This is a genomic window from Microcoleus sp. PH2017_24_DOB_U_A (assembly GCF_020738205.1).
GTDB lineage: Bacteria > Cyanobacteriota > Cyanobacteriia > Cyanobacteriales > Microcoleaceae > Microcoleus.
The window spans coordinates 32,333-48,658 of the sequence record NZ_JAEQCT010000112.1; the positions used below are offsets into that span (position 1 = coordinate 32,333).

Here is a 16,326-nt window from a genome sequence, read left to right on the forward strand (position 1 = left end):
ACATAAAAATCATCAATTCTTTCAGTCCGCGGAGGCGGACTTTGTTTGTGTAGAAGCGATTTCAATCGCCGAATTATAAATCAACTCCCGATCGCACTTTGACGCGATTTAATCAAAAACAGATTAGCCTGCTCGTAATTAGGACGTTCCGGTAACTTAGTTTCTGCAAAAGCGCGATCGAACTCTACGTGCAAGCTCAACCGCCAGCGATTCACCTCATCCCAGGAGATTTCCTGATTGCGGATTGATAGCAATTGCGATCGAAAATCCTGAACCCGCACCGGCACAAACCCCTCCTTAAGTACCGTAATTCCTGACAGCAGCAACCGAATCAAGTGCATCGCGTGCTTCCAGCGAATTTCCCCAGTATTGCGGAGGTCTTGCTCCATTTTTTTAAATTGCGACAAAACGTAACTATTGTAAGTTTGATAAACCAGTTGCGACAGAAAGATTTCGCGAATTTCCAGCAATTCGGCTGCTACAGGAGAAACAGTTTCTACCAAAGGAGTGTACAAACATTCGAGTACATTGGGATTAGCTTTGAGCGCCAAAACCAAAAACTTTTGCAGTTCCCAATAGCATTCTTGATCTTCCTTATTTTCCAATTGTTCTGGAATGCCATAAAGCGACCAATGAAGAATTGCCGACGGCTGGTAAATTCCGCGCCTGTCTGTATCAGATTGTTCGTTATCCAAACCGTAAGCTCTCGAACCAACTATGCAGCGGTAAATTACAGAATCGTAGAGGTTGTATTCGGCGAGAAAATCTCCTCCTGACTCCAATCCTTCGCTTTGAAACTGCTTGCGAATGCTGAATTCGTGTCGCCGCAGACTAATTTGTGTTCCGTCTGGCAATTTGACTAAATATGCGTGGGAATTGTCCGTAGGCGATTTGACAATCACACCTACTGCGCCTTGTTTCCAAGATTGGTCGCCACCGGGGTTTTTGACCTCAATCTTGGTGACAATTTGGGTTCCTGCGGGCACGATTAAGTTGAAATTTTGAGGAAGATTGGGGTTTGTCACGAGGAAACCTCCTGCGGAGACACGAGCTACAATGTTATTGTAGCATATGTGTAGTATAAAGAAAAGGGGGGTTTGGGCGATCGCAGGACGCCCTCGCCCGTGCTACGGCATTTTTGGCTTTGTTGAAAATTCTCTAATTAATTATCAATTCTGCAAACAGAGAAACAGAAATAATTAATGTATTCTCTAAACTCTGAACTTCTGTAAAATCGCGATCGCCTGTAATTAAAAAATCAGCATTAGCAGAGAGCGCACAAGCAATAAACTTAGCATCTTTTTGATCTCTAGGAAAATCAATTTCAATAGAGACATCAATCAGTTTGGTTGAATCCTGAATCAAATCAAACCATCTTTCTTTCTGAATGTCTGTTAATTTGATTTTTCGTCTACTTAATACCTCCTGATACTCTGCTAAAATTTCTTCTGAAACTACCCACTCATAATCAGGTTGATTGATAATCCAGGTAATAATAGATGCTGGTTTTCTTCCAGCGATCGCAGCAGACACTAAAATATTAGTATCGATAACAACTCTCATTCTCCGCTCCGATAAGCTGCAATTTCTTCGGCAATTTCTTCATCAGTTAGAGGACTATCGGCGTGTAAAGCCTGAGTTTCTTCACATAAGTTGCTAAAATCTTCAGCTAAAGCTTGTCGGTGCGGATCGGGCTGATAATTATTCTTAAGTTCCAAGCTCGTTTTAATTTTTTCTGCTAGTAACTCTTGTGCAGGTTTTCCTGAAAGAATTTTTACTACTTGCCGAGGTTGATTAAGATATTGCTTTTCTGATAAAGCTTTTAAAGCATCAGTAATTACCCGATCTGGGGTTGTATATTTCCCTGTTTCTAACAGTTGTTGCAATAACTTTTCTTGTTCTGAGTTCAGAATTATTTGGATCATAAAGTTACCTCTATAAATAATCTCAAGCCGTTTGATACCTGTAGGGGTGAAGCATTTGGGCGACAATTTATGTTGAAAACCTGTAATTTTATTCCCAAATGCTTCACCCTCCAACCTGGCTCGCACTCCGACAGAATATTTTATTGTTTGGAGATGTCTAATGAGTCACCATAAATTTTGAATGGGCAATACAGGATTTGAACCTGTGACCCCTTCCGTGTGAAGGAAGTGCGCTACCACTGTGCTAATTGCCCGCAGATAAGTATCATAACATACTGACTCCCCATTGGCAACTAAAATTTCCCTAAAAAATCAGCCGCTGGTTTCGGAGTGAAAACTCGACACAATGTGCGATCGCCCAATTGTCGATCGCACCTCACCATCAATCAACCACCCACCAACCCGCCGCAGGCCCAACAAACCGCACCACAATCCACCAACCCACCAACAGACTAATCCCCGCCCAGCTTCCGCGAGATGTCCACTTCAGAAAATCTTCGCTTTGAGTTTTCGTAATTGGTAGCCAGGGATAGATACGCTCTTCTTTACCGTATCCATCGCCGATCGACTCTTTACGACGCTTAGATTCGCCCATAATCTTTGTCTACTAAATTAGATTTCAATTCGATAACAACCAAATTATACGCCAACAGGTCATCTCAAGCCTGAGTCAACCAAGTCGTATCCAAATAATCAATCCTTGCAAACGGACTCAGCGCCGCTAAAATTTGCTGTCCGTAACTGCGGTGAATCACCCTACTGTCAAAAATCGCCACAACCCCCTGACGTTCTCGCACCGGCGCGATCGCCCTTTGCAACTCATTCAACGCCGCCGGTAACAAATACAACCGAAACCAATCCCTCCGCTGCTCCTTATAAAAAGCCACACGCGCCGTCACCAAAGGATTCTCCAAAGAAGGTAGCGGCAAAGTTGCGATCGCCAGCAAGTGAGGCGCACTCAACTCACCCTGATGTTCCCGCCAAAACTCCCATCCAGTCACCAAAATCGCATTGTCGCCCACCTCGGTTTTTTCCACCTGCACCCGAGAACCGAACTCAGAAGCCAAAATCGCCGCCATCCGAGCCTTCAGCGGTACATCGCCCACAATCAGCACAGTTAAACCCGCCACCGACGCACTCATCAACAGCAAAGTCCGAATTTCTTCCATTAAAACACCCTGAAATTCCGGCGTATTCGGCAGCGGCAGCCAGTTGGGAATGTACAGTTGAATTAACTCATTTTGTCGATCGGGCGAAAACTTCACACTCGTCAACTCAGGCAATCCCATCATTTGCCGGAAGATCGGAGCCTTCTGTTCCACATCCACCGCCCCCCCAATCAACACCACAGGCACGGCAGACCAAATTTTGCTCAAAACCTCGGCCACCTGCACCGGCGCACAGAACAGCGAAAATGACCCAGCAGAGCGATGAATTTGTGCCCACCGCAGTTTCCCGTTTGTGTTCCACCGCTGCCAAAAATTGCTCCAAGCAGGCGGAATCCCAGGGTTTTGCTCGATCGTTTCAAACAGCCCTTGCAAAATATTTTGCTCTGCCGTTTCCAGCAAATAGCACTCATCAGGCTTAGCTGGATGCTGAAACACAGCCCGCGTTAGCAACACCCGCGCTTCTCGAATTGCATCCGCCAGCATTGGGCCAGATTCCATTAAATCATTCCAGTCAGCGGGTTCCAAACCCACCGTCAATTGCTGTCGCGTCCAAACTTCCAAATCATCCACACCGTCGATAATTGTCGGAATATTGTTGTGAAGTTGCGAATTTCCTGCCAAGCGCGCCGCCAGCCAAGACTGCGGATCGGCTAGCATCAACCCTCGTCCCGCGGCATTATGGTCATAAATCTCGATCCTCTTCGAGGGCTTCGCTAACGGCCGATCAGTTTGCAGCCACTCTTGCAATCGCGGAATTTCCACCTCCTGCAAATGTTCCAGCAGCGGTGTCGGCGCCACTAAAATCACCGGATCCGGCCACATCAAAATCGGCATCAAATAGCTGACTCGATACCGCTGTCGGTAAGCGGACGCCGGCAGCCCAGTTTGGATCAGAGCGCTGCGCCCCAAGCGCAAAGCCCGCGCCACCAACCGCGCCATCGTTAAATGGTGGGGCCAGCGCGGCTCGGAGTGCGATCGCAAAAAGCGGAGCAGCGAATTATGGACTTCTACCTCAATCAATCGATTTCACTGTTGATATTTCTCAATCAAGATAATCAAAACTTGCCAGAAAATCAACTACTTTTTGACCCACAGCCAAACTAAATTTACTCTCCTGATTATTTCCACTTCGCCGACCAAAATCCTGATGAGACTGCACGGTAAAACTCTCCTGCCCCGAACTAATTAAAATAGTTTGGGTAGGTGACTGAAAAAAGTTTGTTTCCTGAGAGACATTTATTGTTGTTTCCAGCATTTTTTTCACATCAGTTAAATTAGCCATTGCTGCATTCAATGCTTTAGATAACTGTATTATCCGTTTTTTTTCTAAATTTTGATTTGCGATAGTTTTGCCAACCGCCACCACATTTTTCTGAGTTTCCAAGGCATCCTTAAAAGGAACAATCGCTAAAAAAGCTGCTGGCAATAAATGCTCGTCGCTATCAAATCTAAAAGTCAGAGTTGTCCGGCGATAGCCCACTTCTATATTGGGAGGACGGCTCATGGCTCCGTAATGCTTAGCTATTTCGCTATAGGCTGTTGCTAAAGTGCTGTTGGCTGAGTGGTCTAAAAGTGCGTCAACCACAATTCGCACTAACCCCGGCGTATGATTTAAAAACTTTCTCGCTTCAGACGACGAATTAAATTGTTGCACCAAACTGCGATCGCCTGCGGGGCTGATGTCAACCCACTGGCAATTAATATCATCTGCGATGATACCAAATCTGGGTACCAAATACATTTTTGCCCCAGTTAAAGTTGCCCCGGTCAAATCTGCGCCCACCCAATCTGCGTTAATCAAATTGGTTTCTGTCAAATCAGCGTGAACCAAACTAGCATTGGCTAAATTAGCATTTCTTAAATCTGCTCCGCTGAGGTTAGCTCCACTCAATTTAGTATCACTCAGATCGGCGCCAGTGAGGTTAGCTCCGCTTAAATCCGCCCATTTGAGATTAGCTCCGCTCAAATCAGCACCGCTGAGATTCACCTCCTGCAAAGAAGCTTGTCTCAGATCGGCATTGCTCAAATTGACGCCGTTAAGTTCTGCCTTCATCAAATCGGCGCCGTGCAAATTAGCGTCTTTAAAGCTAGCTTCTTTTGCTGAAGAACCTCTAAGATTTGCACCGGAAAGATTCGCACCAGACAGATTAGCTTGTGTCAGTTTTACCTCTCTTAAGTCTGCTTCAGTCATGTTAGCGTTACTGAAGTTAGTCTTGCTAAGTTCGCAGCGGACTAATTCTCCTCTAATCAGAGATGCTCCGATTAATTGAGCTCCCGTTAAATCCGCTCTGACTAAGTTTGCTACGTTGAGACTAGCTCCGTTTAAGATTGCCCGCGAGAGATTGGTGCTGCTGAGTCTAGCCACATTCAGGTTAGCTTCACTCAAGTCAGCTTCGCTCAAGTTAGCGCCGCTGATGTTGGTGACAAATAAGCTAGCCTGCCTTAAAATTGATTGGCTGAGGTTGATGCGACTGAGATTAGCTTCATTCAGGTTGATTCCTGTGAAATCTCTGTCGCCTTCTGTGTATCTTTTGACGAGTTCAAATCGCTTGAGAAGTTCTTCTGCTTCCATTGTTTTTACCTAGCTGAAAGGGCGATGGACTAACTTTTATGTGGCATTAATATAAAAATAAATAAATTTATATTATTTACTCACCAAGCTGATAAAAGCTTTTGACAAATTCAATCACCGTATTTAGGGGCGGGGTTGTAAATCTTTGGGCTTTAATTGCCGGCCCGATCGAGGTTTTGTTGACTCCCGGCAAATTGGTCAAGTTTCTGCCAAAGTCTGGGTGATAGTGAACCATCAAAGTTTCGGCGCTGGAGTTTGCCAGTATGGTTTGGGTAGGCGATTGAAAAAAACTCGACATCGGTTCGCGATCGAGGCGAATCGGCTGCATTTTCATTTCCCCTATTTTTCTAATTGTTTTGGTCATGGCGACGTTCAATTGCACTACCAAATTTGAAACTCTGACGCCTAGATTATTGCCGTTTTGGGGTTGAATCATCTTGATCAGAGTAATGAGATTTTTTTGAGTAAATGCCGCGTCGCTAAAGGGAATAATGGCAACAAAAGCTGTGGGAAATAGTTGATCGTCCTGCTCTATTCTAAATGATATGATTGTGCGCCGCGAATTAACTTCTATGCTGGGAGGATTGCTCAAACCCGAGTATTGACTGGCAATTTGGCGGTAGGTAGCCGCGAGGACAAAGTTAGCGTCGGGGTCGAGCGGTCGATCGACAATAATTTGCACTGTCGGCGGTGTAGCATTAAAAAACCGTTGAGATTCTTCTGGGGTAAAGCGCTGAATGTGACTGCGATCGCCGTTTGGGCTCAGATCCACCCAATCGCAGGTTATATCATCGGCTTTCAGATTAAACCTCGACACCGCGTAAATTTTCGCCCCAGTCAGGGCCGCCCCCGTCAAATCTGCGCCCACCCAATCTGCGTGAGTCAAATTCGCTTGAGTCAAATCCGCGTGTACCAGAGTAGCGTTCAACAGGTTGACGTTGCTCAAATTTGCCCCGTACAAGTTAGCCCCGCTCAATCTCGCTTCATCGAGGTCAGCACCAGTCAAGTTGGCCCCGCTGAGGTCGGCCCACCGGAGATTAGCGCCTCGCAAGTCAGCGCCGCTGAGGTTGGCTTGAGACAGATTAGCTTGTCTGAGTTCGGCATTGCATAGGTTCACTCCTCGCAAGTCTGCCCTGCTGAGGTCGGCTCTGTGCAAGTTAACCCGTTCCAAGTTCGCCGCTGTCAGACAAGCGCCTCTCAGGTGAGCCCCGCTGAGGTCGGCTTGCTCTAGATTGGCTTCTCTCAGGGTGGCTTCTCTCAAATCTGCTTCGCTCAAGTTGGCACCGCTCAAGTTGGCACCGCTGAGGTCAGCTCGGATCAGCTCGGCTCTGATCAATGTAGCTTCGACGAGTTGGGCTTCGCTGAGGTCGGCCCGAATCAAGTTAGCCACGTTGAGGATAGCGCCACTGAGGTTGGCTTTGTTGAGGTTGGCAGCGCTGAGTCTAGCAACATTGAGTTTAGCTTTTCTCATGTTGGCCTTTGACAGATTGGTGCCACTCAGGTTGGTGAGGCTCAAGATTGCCTCGCTGAAATTAGCCCCACTCAGATCGATCCTGCTGAGATTGGCTTCGCAAAGCAGGATGGCAGTAAAGTCTCTTTCTCCTGCTGCATATTTGGCGATGAGTTCTTCCGCGTCCATGCTTTTGACTTTCCCTGATGTGTTAGGTAGAACAAAGCTTTGTTATGCCAACCTTTAAAATAGAATAAGCATTTTTTGTAACTTCATGCAATATGCCTAGACATCTATATTGTGGAAGCCTTTTATAAAATCCAAAATGCTGGCGATATTAGCTTGACCCAATTTTGTGCTTTCAGTTAACTTGCCTGCGCTGGAGTTGCTGGGATCGTATTTTTTAATCAGGCGCTTGCCGAAGGCTGGGTGGTGATATACGCTGAGTCTTTGGTCGCGGGAGTTGATTAAGAGCATCTGTGTAGGAATTTGAAAAAAATTGATGCTTTCACCGATTTTGGGAAAAGAACTGGAAATTTTGATTTGGTCTACTTTGCTGATAGCTTGGTTGAGAGCTTTGCTGCATAACTGGACGTGTTTGGATTCTTTGACGCTAAGTTTGCCTGCATCGTGGGATTGAATCATTTTCATCAAAGCTATCAGGTTTTTCTGAGTTGTAGCGCCGTCGTTAAAAGGAATAATGGCAACGTAAGCGGTGGCAAATAATTTATCGTCGCTGTCCATTTTAAAGGCGAGTACGGTGCGCCTGGAACTGACTTCGATCGTGGGCGGCTGACTTAAACTCGGGTATTGTTGGGCAATTTGGTAATAAGTTGCAGCTAGGGCAAAATGAGCGCCTTGGTCTAAGGGCGAGTCAATTACAATCCTAACTGTGGGCAAGCTTTCGTGAAAAAAATCGTGGGTTCCTCCGGAGTTCAACCAGTAAATTTGACTGTGGTCGCCGTTGGGACTCAGGTCAACCCACTTGCAGGTCATGCCTTCGGTTTTGATGCCGAGCCGCGAAACTGCGTGGAGTTTGGCTCCGGTTAGGGTGGCTCCGGTTAAGTCGGCTCCCACCCAGTCGGCGCGGATCAGATAGGCGTTTGACAGGTCGGCGTGAACTAAACTGGCATTGAGTAAGTTGGCGTGGCAGAGGTCGGCTCGGCTGAGGTCGGCGCCGCTCAATTTGGCTTCGCTGAGGTCGGCCCAGCGCAGGTTGCAGCCGCTGAGGATGGCCCAGCGCAAATTGACGCCACTGAGGTCGGCTCCGCTGAGTATGGCTTGAGTGAGGTTGGCTTGTCGGAGTTCGGTACCTCGCAAGTCTGCACCGCTGAGGTCGGCTCGGCTGAGATCGGCGCCTTGGAGGTTGGCTTGTTCGAGGTTGGCTTCTGTCAAGGACGCACCACTGAGGTGAGCGCCTCGAAGGTTGGCTTGAGTGAGGTTGGCTCCTCGGAGCGTGGCTTCGGTGAGTGTGGCGCCGCTGAGGTTGGCTCCGCTGAGGTTGGCTCCGCTGAGTTCGGCTCGAATTAGCTCGGCTCTGATCAGTTTAGCTCCTGTGAGTATGGCTTTTTTGAGGTCAACTCGCACTAGGTAGGCGACGTTGAGGTCGGCGTCGGTGAGGTTGGCGCCGCCGAGATGGGCGCCGCTGAGTCTGGCGATGTTGAGTTTGGCACCGGTGAGGTTGGTTTTGCTGAGGTTAGCTCCGCTTAGGTTTGCTACACTCAGATTCGCACCTGTGAGGTTGGCTCCGCTCAAGTTGACGCCGCTGAGGTTGGCCTCAGTCAGGTTGATTCCGGCAAAGTTTCTTTCTCCGGCGGCATATTTTTTCAGGAGTTCCTCGACTGTCATGGGGGCGGCACCGTATCGAAATATCCCCATTTTATTGCTATTGACACTCCCCGCCGTAAAACGGACGGGGATTCTTAAGAGATTTTCACCCTTAATGGCTGTGTCAAACAGCCTCTAGACAGTCCGGTAAAACCATTCTGCTTACTTTTGCGACCAATATTTACAGATACATTTAACCCGGTAAATCTAGGACTAAGCCCAAACTTACTGTGTATGGCAAGACGCGTGAAAGCTGCAAGCTCTCCCGTCAAGGAGGTATCTCTCAAAGCTTTCAATAAAATATTGAAAGCGCCATTTACATCTCTGTCCAGAGTGTGTCCGCATTCTGGACATTTAAATTTCTTAGACCCACCTAATTTAGTGTGAATATGCCCGCACTTTGAACAAGTCTTGGATGTGTATTCTTCGGTCACGTCTACTACAATACAACCAGATTTGGATGCTTGATGCTTCAACATTTGTTTGAACCTATAATGGCTCAAAGTGACCAGGGCTCTAGCTGTTTTTGTCGCTAATTTTCGTTTCCCCTTTTTTACCATCTGCTGCGTTTCAAAAGTCGGCAAGAAAATAATTTTATACTTGGTCACCAAGTATTTAGCAGCCTTCTTGTGTAACTCGTTGACTAAGTTTTTAATCTGAATCCGAATCTGGGTCGCTGACTTTCTCAAGCAATACCTCAATCGTTTGAATTGTCCTCCTTTGTGCAGCCCTATTCTTGACATCAATTTGTCTAAATGTCTTGCTAGTCGGTAGATACGACCAATATCATTCTTTCCTACCTCCAAGATATCACTGCCGTCAAAACCAGTCAAAAACGTTCTAACGCCAGGGTCTAAGGCGATAGCTAAACTGCTTTCGTTTTGCAGAGGCTTTGCGGTATCAACTGCATAGCATATAAACCATTGCCCATTGATTAGTGACAGCGTTGGCTCATGTTCCATTACATCTGCAATTGGTTCGGATACTTTAAATGATAATCCTTTGGTTGCTTGCGGGTAAAAAGTCCCAGACTTCCAGTTACTGACTTGAAACCTGATAGTCTGGGAACGGTCAAATCGGCTTCTAAATTTGGCGATACCCTTTGACTTTTTAGCAGCTTTGTGTGCCTCAAAAGCTTGGAATACTGCCATTTGTCGTGGGTTGTAAGGTTGCTCGGACACCCAGATTGGAGCTGAGTCCATAATCTTTTTTCTGAGATCGTACTTGCCAATCTTTTCTGTTTTCAGGATAGCAATTGCTTGATTGTAACACCATCTACTTGCTGCAATCCAAGTCCTCCATTTCGCTGCTAGCTTGGTTTCTGGGTAAACTCGAATCTTCTTTGATAGTAGATTTGTATTTACCCCGGGAGTAGATTCGGCAACTAAAGACGTGGATGATGGCAAGGATATGTTCAACCATTTCTCGTTCACAAGACAGCTCGTTTCTACTGAGAACCATGAGTTGGCAATTGTTTTGCTCGCAGAGCCATTTGATGAGGTCGCTACCAAACCTTGCGAGTCTGTCTTGGTGTCCAACCACAATTGTTGAGATATTTCCTGACATGACTTGTCCCAAAAGGGCAAGCAGTGCTTTTCTTTTGAAGTTGAGTCTACACCCGATGTCTTTAAAGACTTTGGCTTGCGGGTAGATATTTTGGAGGTAGCTGACTTGTCGTTCGAGGTGTTCTCGTTATTTGTAGCTACTGACTCTTGCGTAGATGGCGATAACTCGGTTGTGTCCTGTTCCGAGAACGCTGTCAATGTCCTAGCGTCGTTGGTTGGAGGGGGTTCTGATTGCTGATATTTTGTCGGCAAGCTCCCAGTTTCTAAGAGTTTTCTCTGAGACTTGCAGCATTTCGCAAGCTTTTCGCGGCGTGACATATTTGATCATCGCTGGTAATATTTTTTACTCTTGATATATACTGCCTGATTTTGACGCTATTTTCCAGGACTTTATGGGAAATTGTTTACTTTGTGACAACAGCCGCTTCTAAAAACCTACAGAAATCTGTAAATCAAACTTAGCGGTCTATGTTTTGCCTAGAGCGAGTGCTATAGCCTTTCTCACATTCATTCGCGGACAAATCTTGACCTAAAAAGCTTTACACTGTAAGGTTCCAGCATATCTTGGCATACCTCATCTTTCTGAAAAAGGCTATATATGTTTTCCTTTTTGCTCAGGTTGGCTTACTCTTCCCAGTTAGAGACTGCCTTGATTAGCAGAGGACTTGAAATATTTGGTTTTTTGAGGATCAGTTTGAGCCAAGTGTTTTTTTGTGGTTTTCACACCCAGTAAGCTTTAGCAACCCGCACTAATCAAGCGTTTCCCCAGTTTATCACAATTATTGTTGGTTTTCGTCAAATTCTGAGAAAATCTAGACAAACCTCTGTATTTTGGCAACTGCCTAAAACGCCACATTGTAAAGGTTTTTGCTAAGGCGGCACAACTCACACAGAGCCAAAAACTCCGCTTTATTTAAATTGCGAATTTGGTTCTTTTGAGTCAGGTACATAGTTGACCTTTCGCTACATATTGTATTATAAAGCGAAAGTTGCTATTAATCCTAAAATTTTCTTGTCAAGCCGTCAAGCGAAGGACGGGGTTTGAAACCCATTTTTTCTGATGAATATCGGTATCGTAGGACTTGGTTTAATTGGTGGCTCGATCGCTCTGGATTTACGATCGCGCGGGTTTAATATTGTTGGGGTTTCGAGTCGCCAACAGACTTGCGATCGGGCGATCGCAAGAGGTGTTGTCAATGATGCCAGCATACACCTGTCTTTGATGGCAACAGCGGATTTGGTTTTTATTTGCACGCCGTTATCCGCGATCGAGCCGATCGTCCAAAAATTAATTCCCCATCTTTCCCCTGATGCGATTGTAACCGATGTCGGTTCGGTAAAAACTCCCATAGTCGATGCTGTGTCAGCTCTGTGGCCGAATTTTGTTGGGGGACACCCGATGGCGGGGACTGCTGAAAGTGGGATTGAGGCGGCGGTGAGGGATTTGTTTGTGGGGCGGCCTTATGTGGTGACTCCGACTGCACAGACTCCGGCGCAGTCAGTGGAGAAGGTTGAGGAAATTGCGCGGTTGTTGGGTGCGTCGGTTTATCGGTGCGGGCCCGAGGAACACGATCGAGCTGTGGCTTGGATTTCTCATTTGCCGATAATGGCTAGCGCGACGCTGGTGGCTGCGTGCGATCGAGAGGGCGATCGAGATATTGTGAATTTAGCGCAAAATTTGGCGAGTTCGGGTTTTCGGGACACCAGCCGCGTAGGGGGCGGCAACCCCGAGCTGGGAGTGATGGTGGCAAAGTACAATCGAGAGCAATTATTGCGATCGCTCTCTATTTACCGCGACAGTCTCGACGAGTTGATGGGCGATATCGAAGCCGAAGATTGGCAAGCTCTCGAACAGAAGCTGAAGCTGACTCAACAAGCCAGAGATAATTACCACTTGTGATCCCAAAATTGCTGAAAACTGTCCCCGTCTCGATTATGATTTGTGGACGCCTCTATATTGAGTTTCAATGTACACTTATTCTCGGCTCAAGCGGGTTTTACTGGGTGAATCTCTGCCCACCAGCGCATCTGTTCACGAACGGCTGAGCAACGCTACAGGGCTAGCTGTTCTTGCTTCCGATGCACTTTCGTCTGTGGCCTACGCTACTCAAGAAACTCTGCTGGTGCTGTTACTAGCCGGGAGCAGCAGTTTAAGTTTATCGCTGCCTATTTCGGGAATTATTGTTTTACTGTTGGCGATCGTGGCGCTGTCTTACCGACAGACAATTAAAGCGTATCCCAACGGCGGTGGCGCTTACATTGTGGCGCGAGAAAACTTGGGTATTTATCCCGGTTTAATCGCAGCAGCTTCGCTGATGATTGACTACATCCTCACCGTAACAGTCAGCATTTCCGCTGGTATTGCAGCCTTGACTTCAGCAGTTCCCTCCTTGCTGCCCTATACAGTAGAACTGTGCTTAGTTTGTATTGTCCTGATCATGTTTGCCAATCTCAGGGGACTGCGGGAATCTGGCAAGATATTTATGGTTCCCACCTATGGGTTTATCGTGGGCATTTTTATCTTGATTGGTTCGGGTTTATTCCAACAGGCAACAGGTCATGTTTTGCCAGCATTAGAAAACATTCCAGCTAAGGAACCTTTGGGATTGTTTCTGATCGCGCGCGCCTTTGCGGCGGGCTGTACAGCCCTGACTGGAGTTGAAGCCATATCGGATGGAGTGTTGGCTTTTAAGCCTCCTGAATGGAAGAATGCACGCCTAACTTTAACTTATTTGGGAGTAATTCTGGGATTTATGTTTTTGGGCATTAGTTACTTAGCCCATATTTATCAGGTGATTCCTAAAGAAAACGAAACGCTCCTTTCTGTGTTAGGAAAAGATATTTTTGGAGTCGGCATATTTTATTACTATTTGCAGGCTGCAACTCTGTTGATTTTGCTGTTGGCTGCGAATACGAGTTATGCAGATTTTCCGCGACTTTGTTATTTTTTGGCGCGGGATGGGTTTTTGCCGAGGCAGTTGTCGCTGTTGGGCGATCGCCTAGTTTATTCTAATGGCATTAATTTGCTCAGCCTCTGCGCGGCTCTGTTAATTATCATCTTCCGAGGCGATACCACCGCAGTAATTCCGCTGTATGCGGTTGGAGTTTTCACTTCTTTTACTCTGTCCCAATCTGGAATGGTGATTCATTGGTTTAAGGAGCGAGGCAAAGGCTGGCAATCTAGTGCTGTGATGAACGGTATTGGTGCAGTGGCAACCACGGGAGTTTTAGCTGTAATTGTCGCTACCAAATTCCTTTTGGGAGCTTGGGTTGTGGTAGTAACTATTCCGATTGTAGTTAGTCTATTTTTAGCTATTCACCGGCACTATCGGTATGTAGCCGCTCGCTTGAGCATTCAGGGAATAGAACCCATATCTTATCCTCCCAGACCTAAAGTTAAGACGGTGACACATCCGGCGGTGGTGTTAGTTGGCCAGTTGCACCGGGGAACTTTTGATGCCTTGGATTACGCTCGTTTAATTGCTGATGAGGTTGTGGCGGTTCACGTAGATATAGGTTTGACAGATAGAGCAAAACTGCAAGCGGCTTGGCAAGATTTGCAATCTGACATTCCCCTAGAAATTCTGGAATCGCCTTACCGTTCTGTTGGTGAGGCTTTAACTCACTTTTTGACTTTGTTTGAAGAGCAACGCCCGGGAGTTTTCTTAACGCTAATTATTCCGGCTTTTGTGACGAAAAATTGGTGGGAGGGACTGCTACACAATCAAACTGCTTTCTTTTTGAAGGCGGCTTTGCTGGCTAAAAAAAGTCGGGTTGTGACAACGGTTAGATATTATCTGTAGCGTTTCTGGTATAACAGTGCGGTACGCTTGGGTAATTGGTAATTGGTAATTGGTAATTGGTAATTGGTAATTGGTAATTGGTAATTACTCGATCGCGTACCTCACAAAAATTGAGAATCGCTAAGAAAGCGGTTGACAGATAAAAAATAATGTGCCAGGATCGACATAATTAGAAAAGTTGCCTTCAACTTGTCTCTGAAAAGATTGCGGCTGCTGAACCAAAGTCTTTTACTAACTACAACATCTCTTCAATTTGTGGGGGTTGCACTGCAACCCGCAACAGACTATTTATGCAGCAGCCAAAAAACTTGAACAGGCTTTTGCGAGCTTTGTCTCGGCAAGGTCTTGATGTGAGTTACGACAATCAAGTCTACTCGATTTGTCTCAATAGTTCTCTGAAAGAAAACTGGCAAGATGCCAGTTCCACAACAGAAAACAGTGAAAATGTTTTTGCTACAAGAGATAACTGGCAAGATGCCAGTTCCACAACAGCAGAAGTTTTGCTTCCAGAAGGTTTTCCGGTGGAAGCAAAGGCGCTGAAACAGTTAGCAAATTTGGCGAATGTCCGTCACCCTCAAGGTGGTTGTGTTTGTCGCGCCTGCGCCACTCCAGACTTCCATCCGGGGGATGCGGGAGTGGCAATTGGTTCGATCGTCCAAACTGACAAAATGGTGATTCCGGCGGCTGTCGGTTCCGACATTAACTGCGGGATGCGCTTGCACGTTGCTGATTTGTCTGTCGAACAATTTCTGGGAAAGCGCGATCGATTTGTAGAGTTGATGAAAGGCGATTATTTCTTCGGTACTCGTGATGTCAGCATGACTGCAAAAACTGCCCGCGCGATGTTCCAACACGGCATCCCCGGATGGCTGGATGGTATGCTGGATCGGGCAATTGGTAGCGCAGCAAATTCGGATTTCGAGCAGTTGGCGCAAGAGTGCGATCGCACTTTCGGAGGCGGTTCGATGAATGGCGATGTCAAATGGGCACCCGAAGAATTAGTCCCAAATGACGGCACTGTCAGGGATGGCGGGTTAGGTACCATCGGCGGCGGCAATCATTTTGTAGAAATTCAAGTGGTTGAAGAAGTGGTCGATCGAGCTACGGCCTATACTTGGGGAGTTCGATCGGGACAAATCGCTTTTATGATTCACTCCGGTTCGCGAAATGTCGGCAAATACATCGGCGGTATGTGGCGCGATCGAGCTTGCGAAGCCTGGCCGAAAACCCTAAAATACCCTGAATCCGGGCTGTTTCCGCTGTCTGTCGAAGCCAATCCCGAACTTGTGAGCAGCTACCTACAAGCGGAAGCAACCGCCGCCAATTACGGTTTTATCAACCGTTTGCTGCTAGCAGAACTTCTGCGACTGCGTTTGCGGCAAGTTTTCGGGGATATCGAAGCTCCTTTAGTTTACGATTTGCCTCACAATATTACCTTAGCTGAAGGTGACGGTTGGGTGACTCGCAAAGGCGCTTGTCCCGCACATTCTGGCCAGCCTGTAATTGTACCTGGTTCGATGGGTGCGCCGTCTTATTTGCTAATTGGTTTGGGAAACGATCGATTTTTGCGATCGGCTTCTCACGGTGCGGGCAGGGCGCGATCGCGTTTCGATCTCAGTCGCGAAGGTGCTGACAAAACTGAAGCAGCTTTGGGATTAACTGGCGTAGATTGCATTACCTTACGCGAAGAACGTAGAATCGAAGAAGCACCGGCCGCTTACAAGCCAATTCAACCAGTGATTGACGTTCAGGTGGAGGCACAAATTGTGGGGATTGTCGCTAAAATGAAGCCAGTATTAACGTTTAAAGCCTAGGCTGATTTGTCGGTTCTCAAAAACTGGTTTTACGAACAGGCTAGAAGCCTGTTCCACCAGAAAATTCCAAAGATTGTGGAATGGGCTTCTAGCCCGTTCCCTCAGAAAAAATCAAAGATTGTGGAATGGGCTTCTAGCCCGTTCCCAAAGACAATTTCAAAGATTGTAAAATGGGCTTCTAGCCTGTTCCAGCAGAAAAAA

14 protein-coding genes and 1 tRNA gene are annotated in these 16,326 nt (G+C 46.7%); 3 read left to right on the top strand and 12 right to left on the bottom strand.

The features are described from left to right. Window positions 1–80: 80 nt before the first annotated feature. The 12 genes from JGK07_RS27440 to JGK07_RS27495 form a co-directional block, all read right to left on the bottom strand. Window positions 81–1,025, bottom strand: a complete 945-nt coding sequence (locus JGK07_RS27440; RefSeq protein ID WP_293193095.1) for a nucleotidyltransferase domain-containing protein — start codon at window positions 1,023–1,025, stop codon at window positions 81–83. Between the two features lie 133 nt (window positions 1,026–1,158). Then, window positions 1,159–1,563 carry a putative toxin-antitoxin system toxin component, PIN family gene (locus JGK07_RS27445; RefSeq protein ID WP_293193097.1) on the bottom strand — a complete coding sequence of 135 codons (405 nt, stop codon included), beginning with the start codon at window positions 1,561–1,563 and terminating at the stop codon, window positions 1,159–1,161. Continuing rightward, window positions 1,560–1,925 (bottom strand): hypothetical protein, encoded by a 366-nt coding sequence (locus JGK07_RS27450; RefSeq protein ID WP_293207769.1) that lies wholly within the window; start codon window positions 1,923–1,925, stop codon window positions 1,560–1,562. The genes JGK07_RS27445 and JGK07_RS27450 overlap by 4 nt, the downstream gene beginning before the upstream one ends. A gap of 182 nt (window positions 1,926–2,107) precedes the next feature. Beyond that, window positions 2,108–2,179, bottom strand: a tRNA-Val gene (locus JGK07_RS27455). A 128-nt stretch (window positions 2,180–2,307) separates the two neighbouring features. Continuing rightward, the gene (locus tag JGK07_RS27460; RefSeq protein ID WP_293185099.1) at window positions 2,308–2,520 is read right to left on the bottom strand and encodes a DUF2839 domain-containing protein; all 213 of its coding nucleotides are present in this window, start codon (window positions 2,518–2,520) and stop codon (window positions 2,308–2,310) included. 64 nt (window positions 2,521–2,584) lie between these two features. Beyond that, window positions 2,585–4,114, bottom strand: coding sequence for a helicase C-terminal domain-containing protein (locus JGK07_RS27465; RefSeq protein ID WP_293185100.1), 1,530 nt, complete (start codon window positions 4,112–4,114; stop codon window positions 2,585–2,587). A gap of 22 nt (window positions 4,115–4,136) precedes the next feature. After that, window positions 4,137–5,666: a pentapeptide repeat-containing protein gene (locus JGK07_RS27470; RefSeq protein WP_293185101.1), complete on the bottom strand. Its 1,530-nt coding sequence runs from the start codon at window positions 5,664–5,666 to the stop codon at window positions 4,137–4,139. A 76-nt stretch (window positions 5,667–5,742) separates the two neighbouring features. Continuing rightward, window positions 5,743–7,305 carry a pentapeptide repeat-containing protein gene (locus tag JGK07_RS27475; RefSeq protein ID WP_293185102.1) on the bottom strand — a complete coding sequence of 521 codons (1,563 nt, stop codon included), beginning with the start codon at window positions 7,303–7,305 and terminating at the stop codon, window positions 5,743–5,745. A gap of 96 nt (window positions 7,306–7,401) precedes the next feature. Further along, the gene (locus JGK07_RS27480) at window positions 7,402–8,964 is read right to left on the bottom strand and encodes a pentapeptide repeat-containing protein (RefSeq protein WP_293185121.1); all 1,563 of its coding nucleotides are present in this window, start codon (window positions 8,962–8,964) and stop codon (window positions 7,402–7,404) included. Between the two features lie 74 nt (window positions 8,965–9,038). After that, entirely contained in the window at window positions 9,039–10,280 is a 1,242-nt protein-coding gene (locus JGK07_RS27485; RefSeq protein WP_293185122.1) for a transposase, read from the bottom strand. Next, a complete protein-coding gene (locus JGK07_RS27490) occupies window positions 10,219–10,596 on the bottom strand; it encodes a recombinase family protein (protein WP_293185124.1) in 378 nt (125 codons plus the stop codon). Before JGK07_RS27490 ends, JGK07_RS27485 begins: the two co-directional genes overlap by 62 nt. A gap of 114 nt (window positions 10,597–10,710) precedes the next feature. Further along, window positions 10,711–10,836: a MerR family DNA-binding transcriptional regulator gene (locus JGK07_RS27495; protein WP_325315668.1), complete on the bottom strand. Its 126-nt coding sequence runs from the start codon at window positions 10,834–10,836 to the stop codon at window positions 10,711–10,713. A 732-nt stretch (window positions 10,837–11,568) separates the two neighbouring features. On the opposite strand from JGK07_RS27495, the gene JGK07_RS27500 reads away from it, so the two are divergent. The 3 genes from JGK07_RS27500 (at window position 11,569) to JGK07_RS27510 (ending at window position 16,125) form a co-directional block, all read left to right on the top strand. After that, window positions 11,569–12,408, top strand: a complete 840-nt coding sequence (locus tag JGK07_RS27500) for a prephenate/arogenate dehydrogenase (RefSeq protein WP_293225810.1) — start codon at window positions 11,569–11,571, stop codon at window positions 12,406–12,408. A gap of 67 nt (window positions 12,409–12,475) precedes the next feature. Next, a complete protein-coding gene (locus JGK07_RS27505; RefSeq protein WP_293225812.1) occupies window positions 12,476–14,311 on the top strand; it encodes an APC family permease in 1,836 nt (611 codons plus the stop codon). A 290-nt stretch (window positions 14,312–14,601) separates the two neighbouring features. Next, the gene (locus tag JGK07_RS27510) at window positions 14,602–16,125 is read left to right on the top strand and encodes an RtcB family protein (RefSeq protein WP_293207775.1); all 1,524 of its coding nucleotides are present in this window, start codon (window positions 14,602–14,604) and stop codon (window positions 16,123–16,125) included. The last annotated feature ends 201 nt before the right edge of the window (window positions 16,126–16,326 follow it).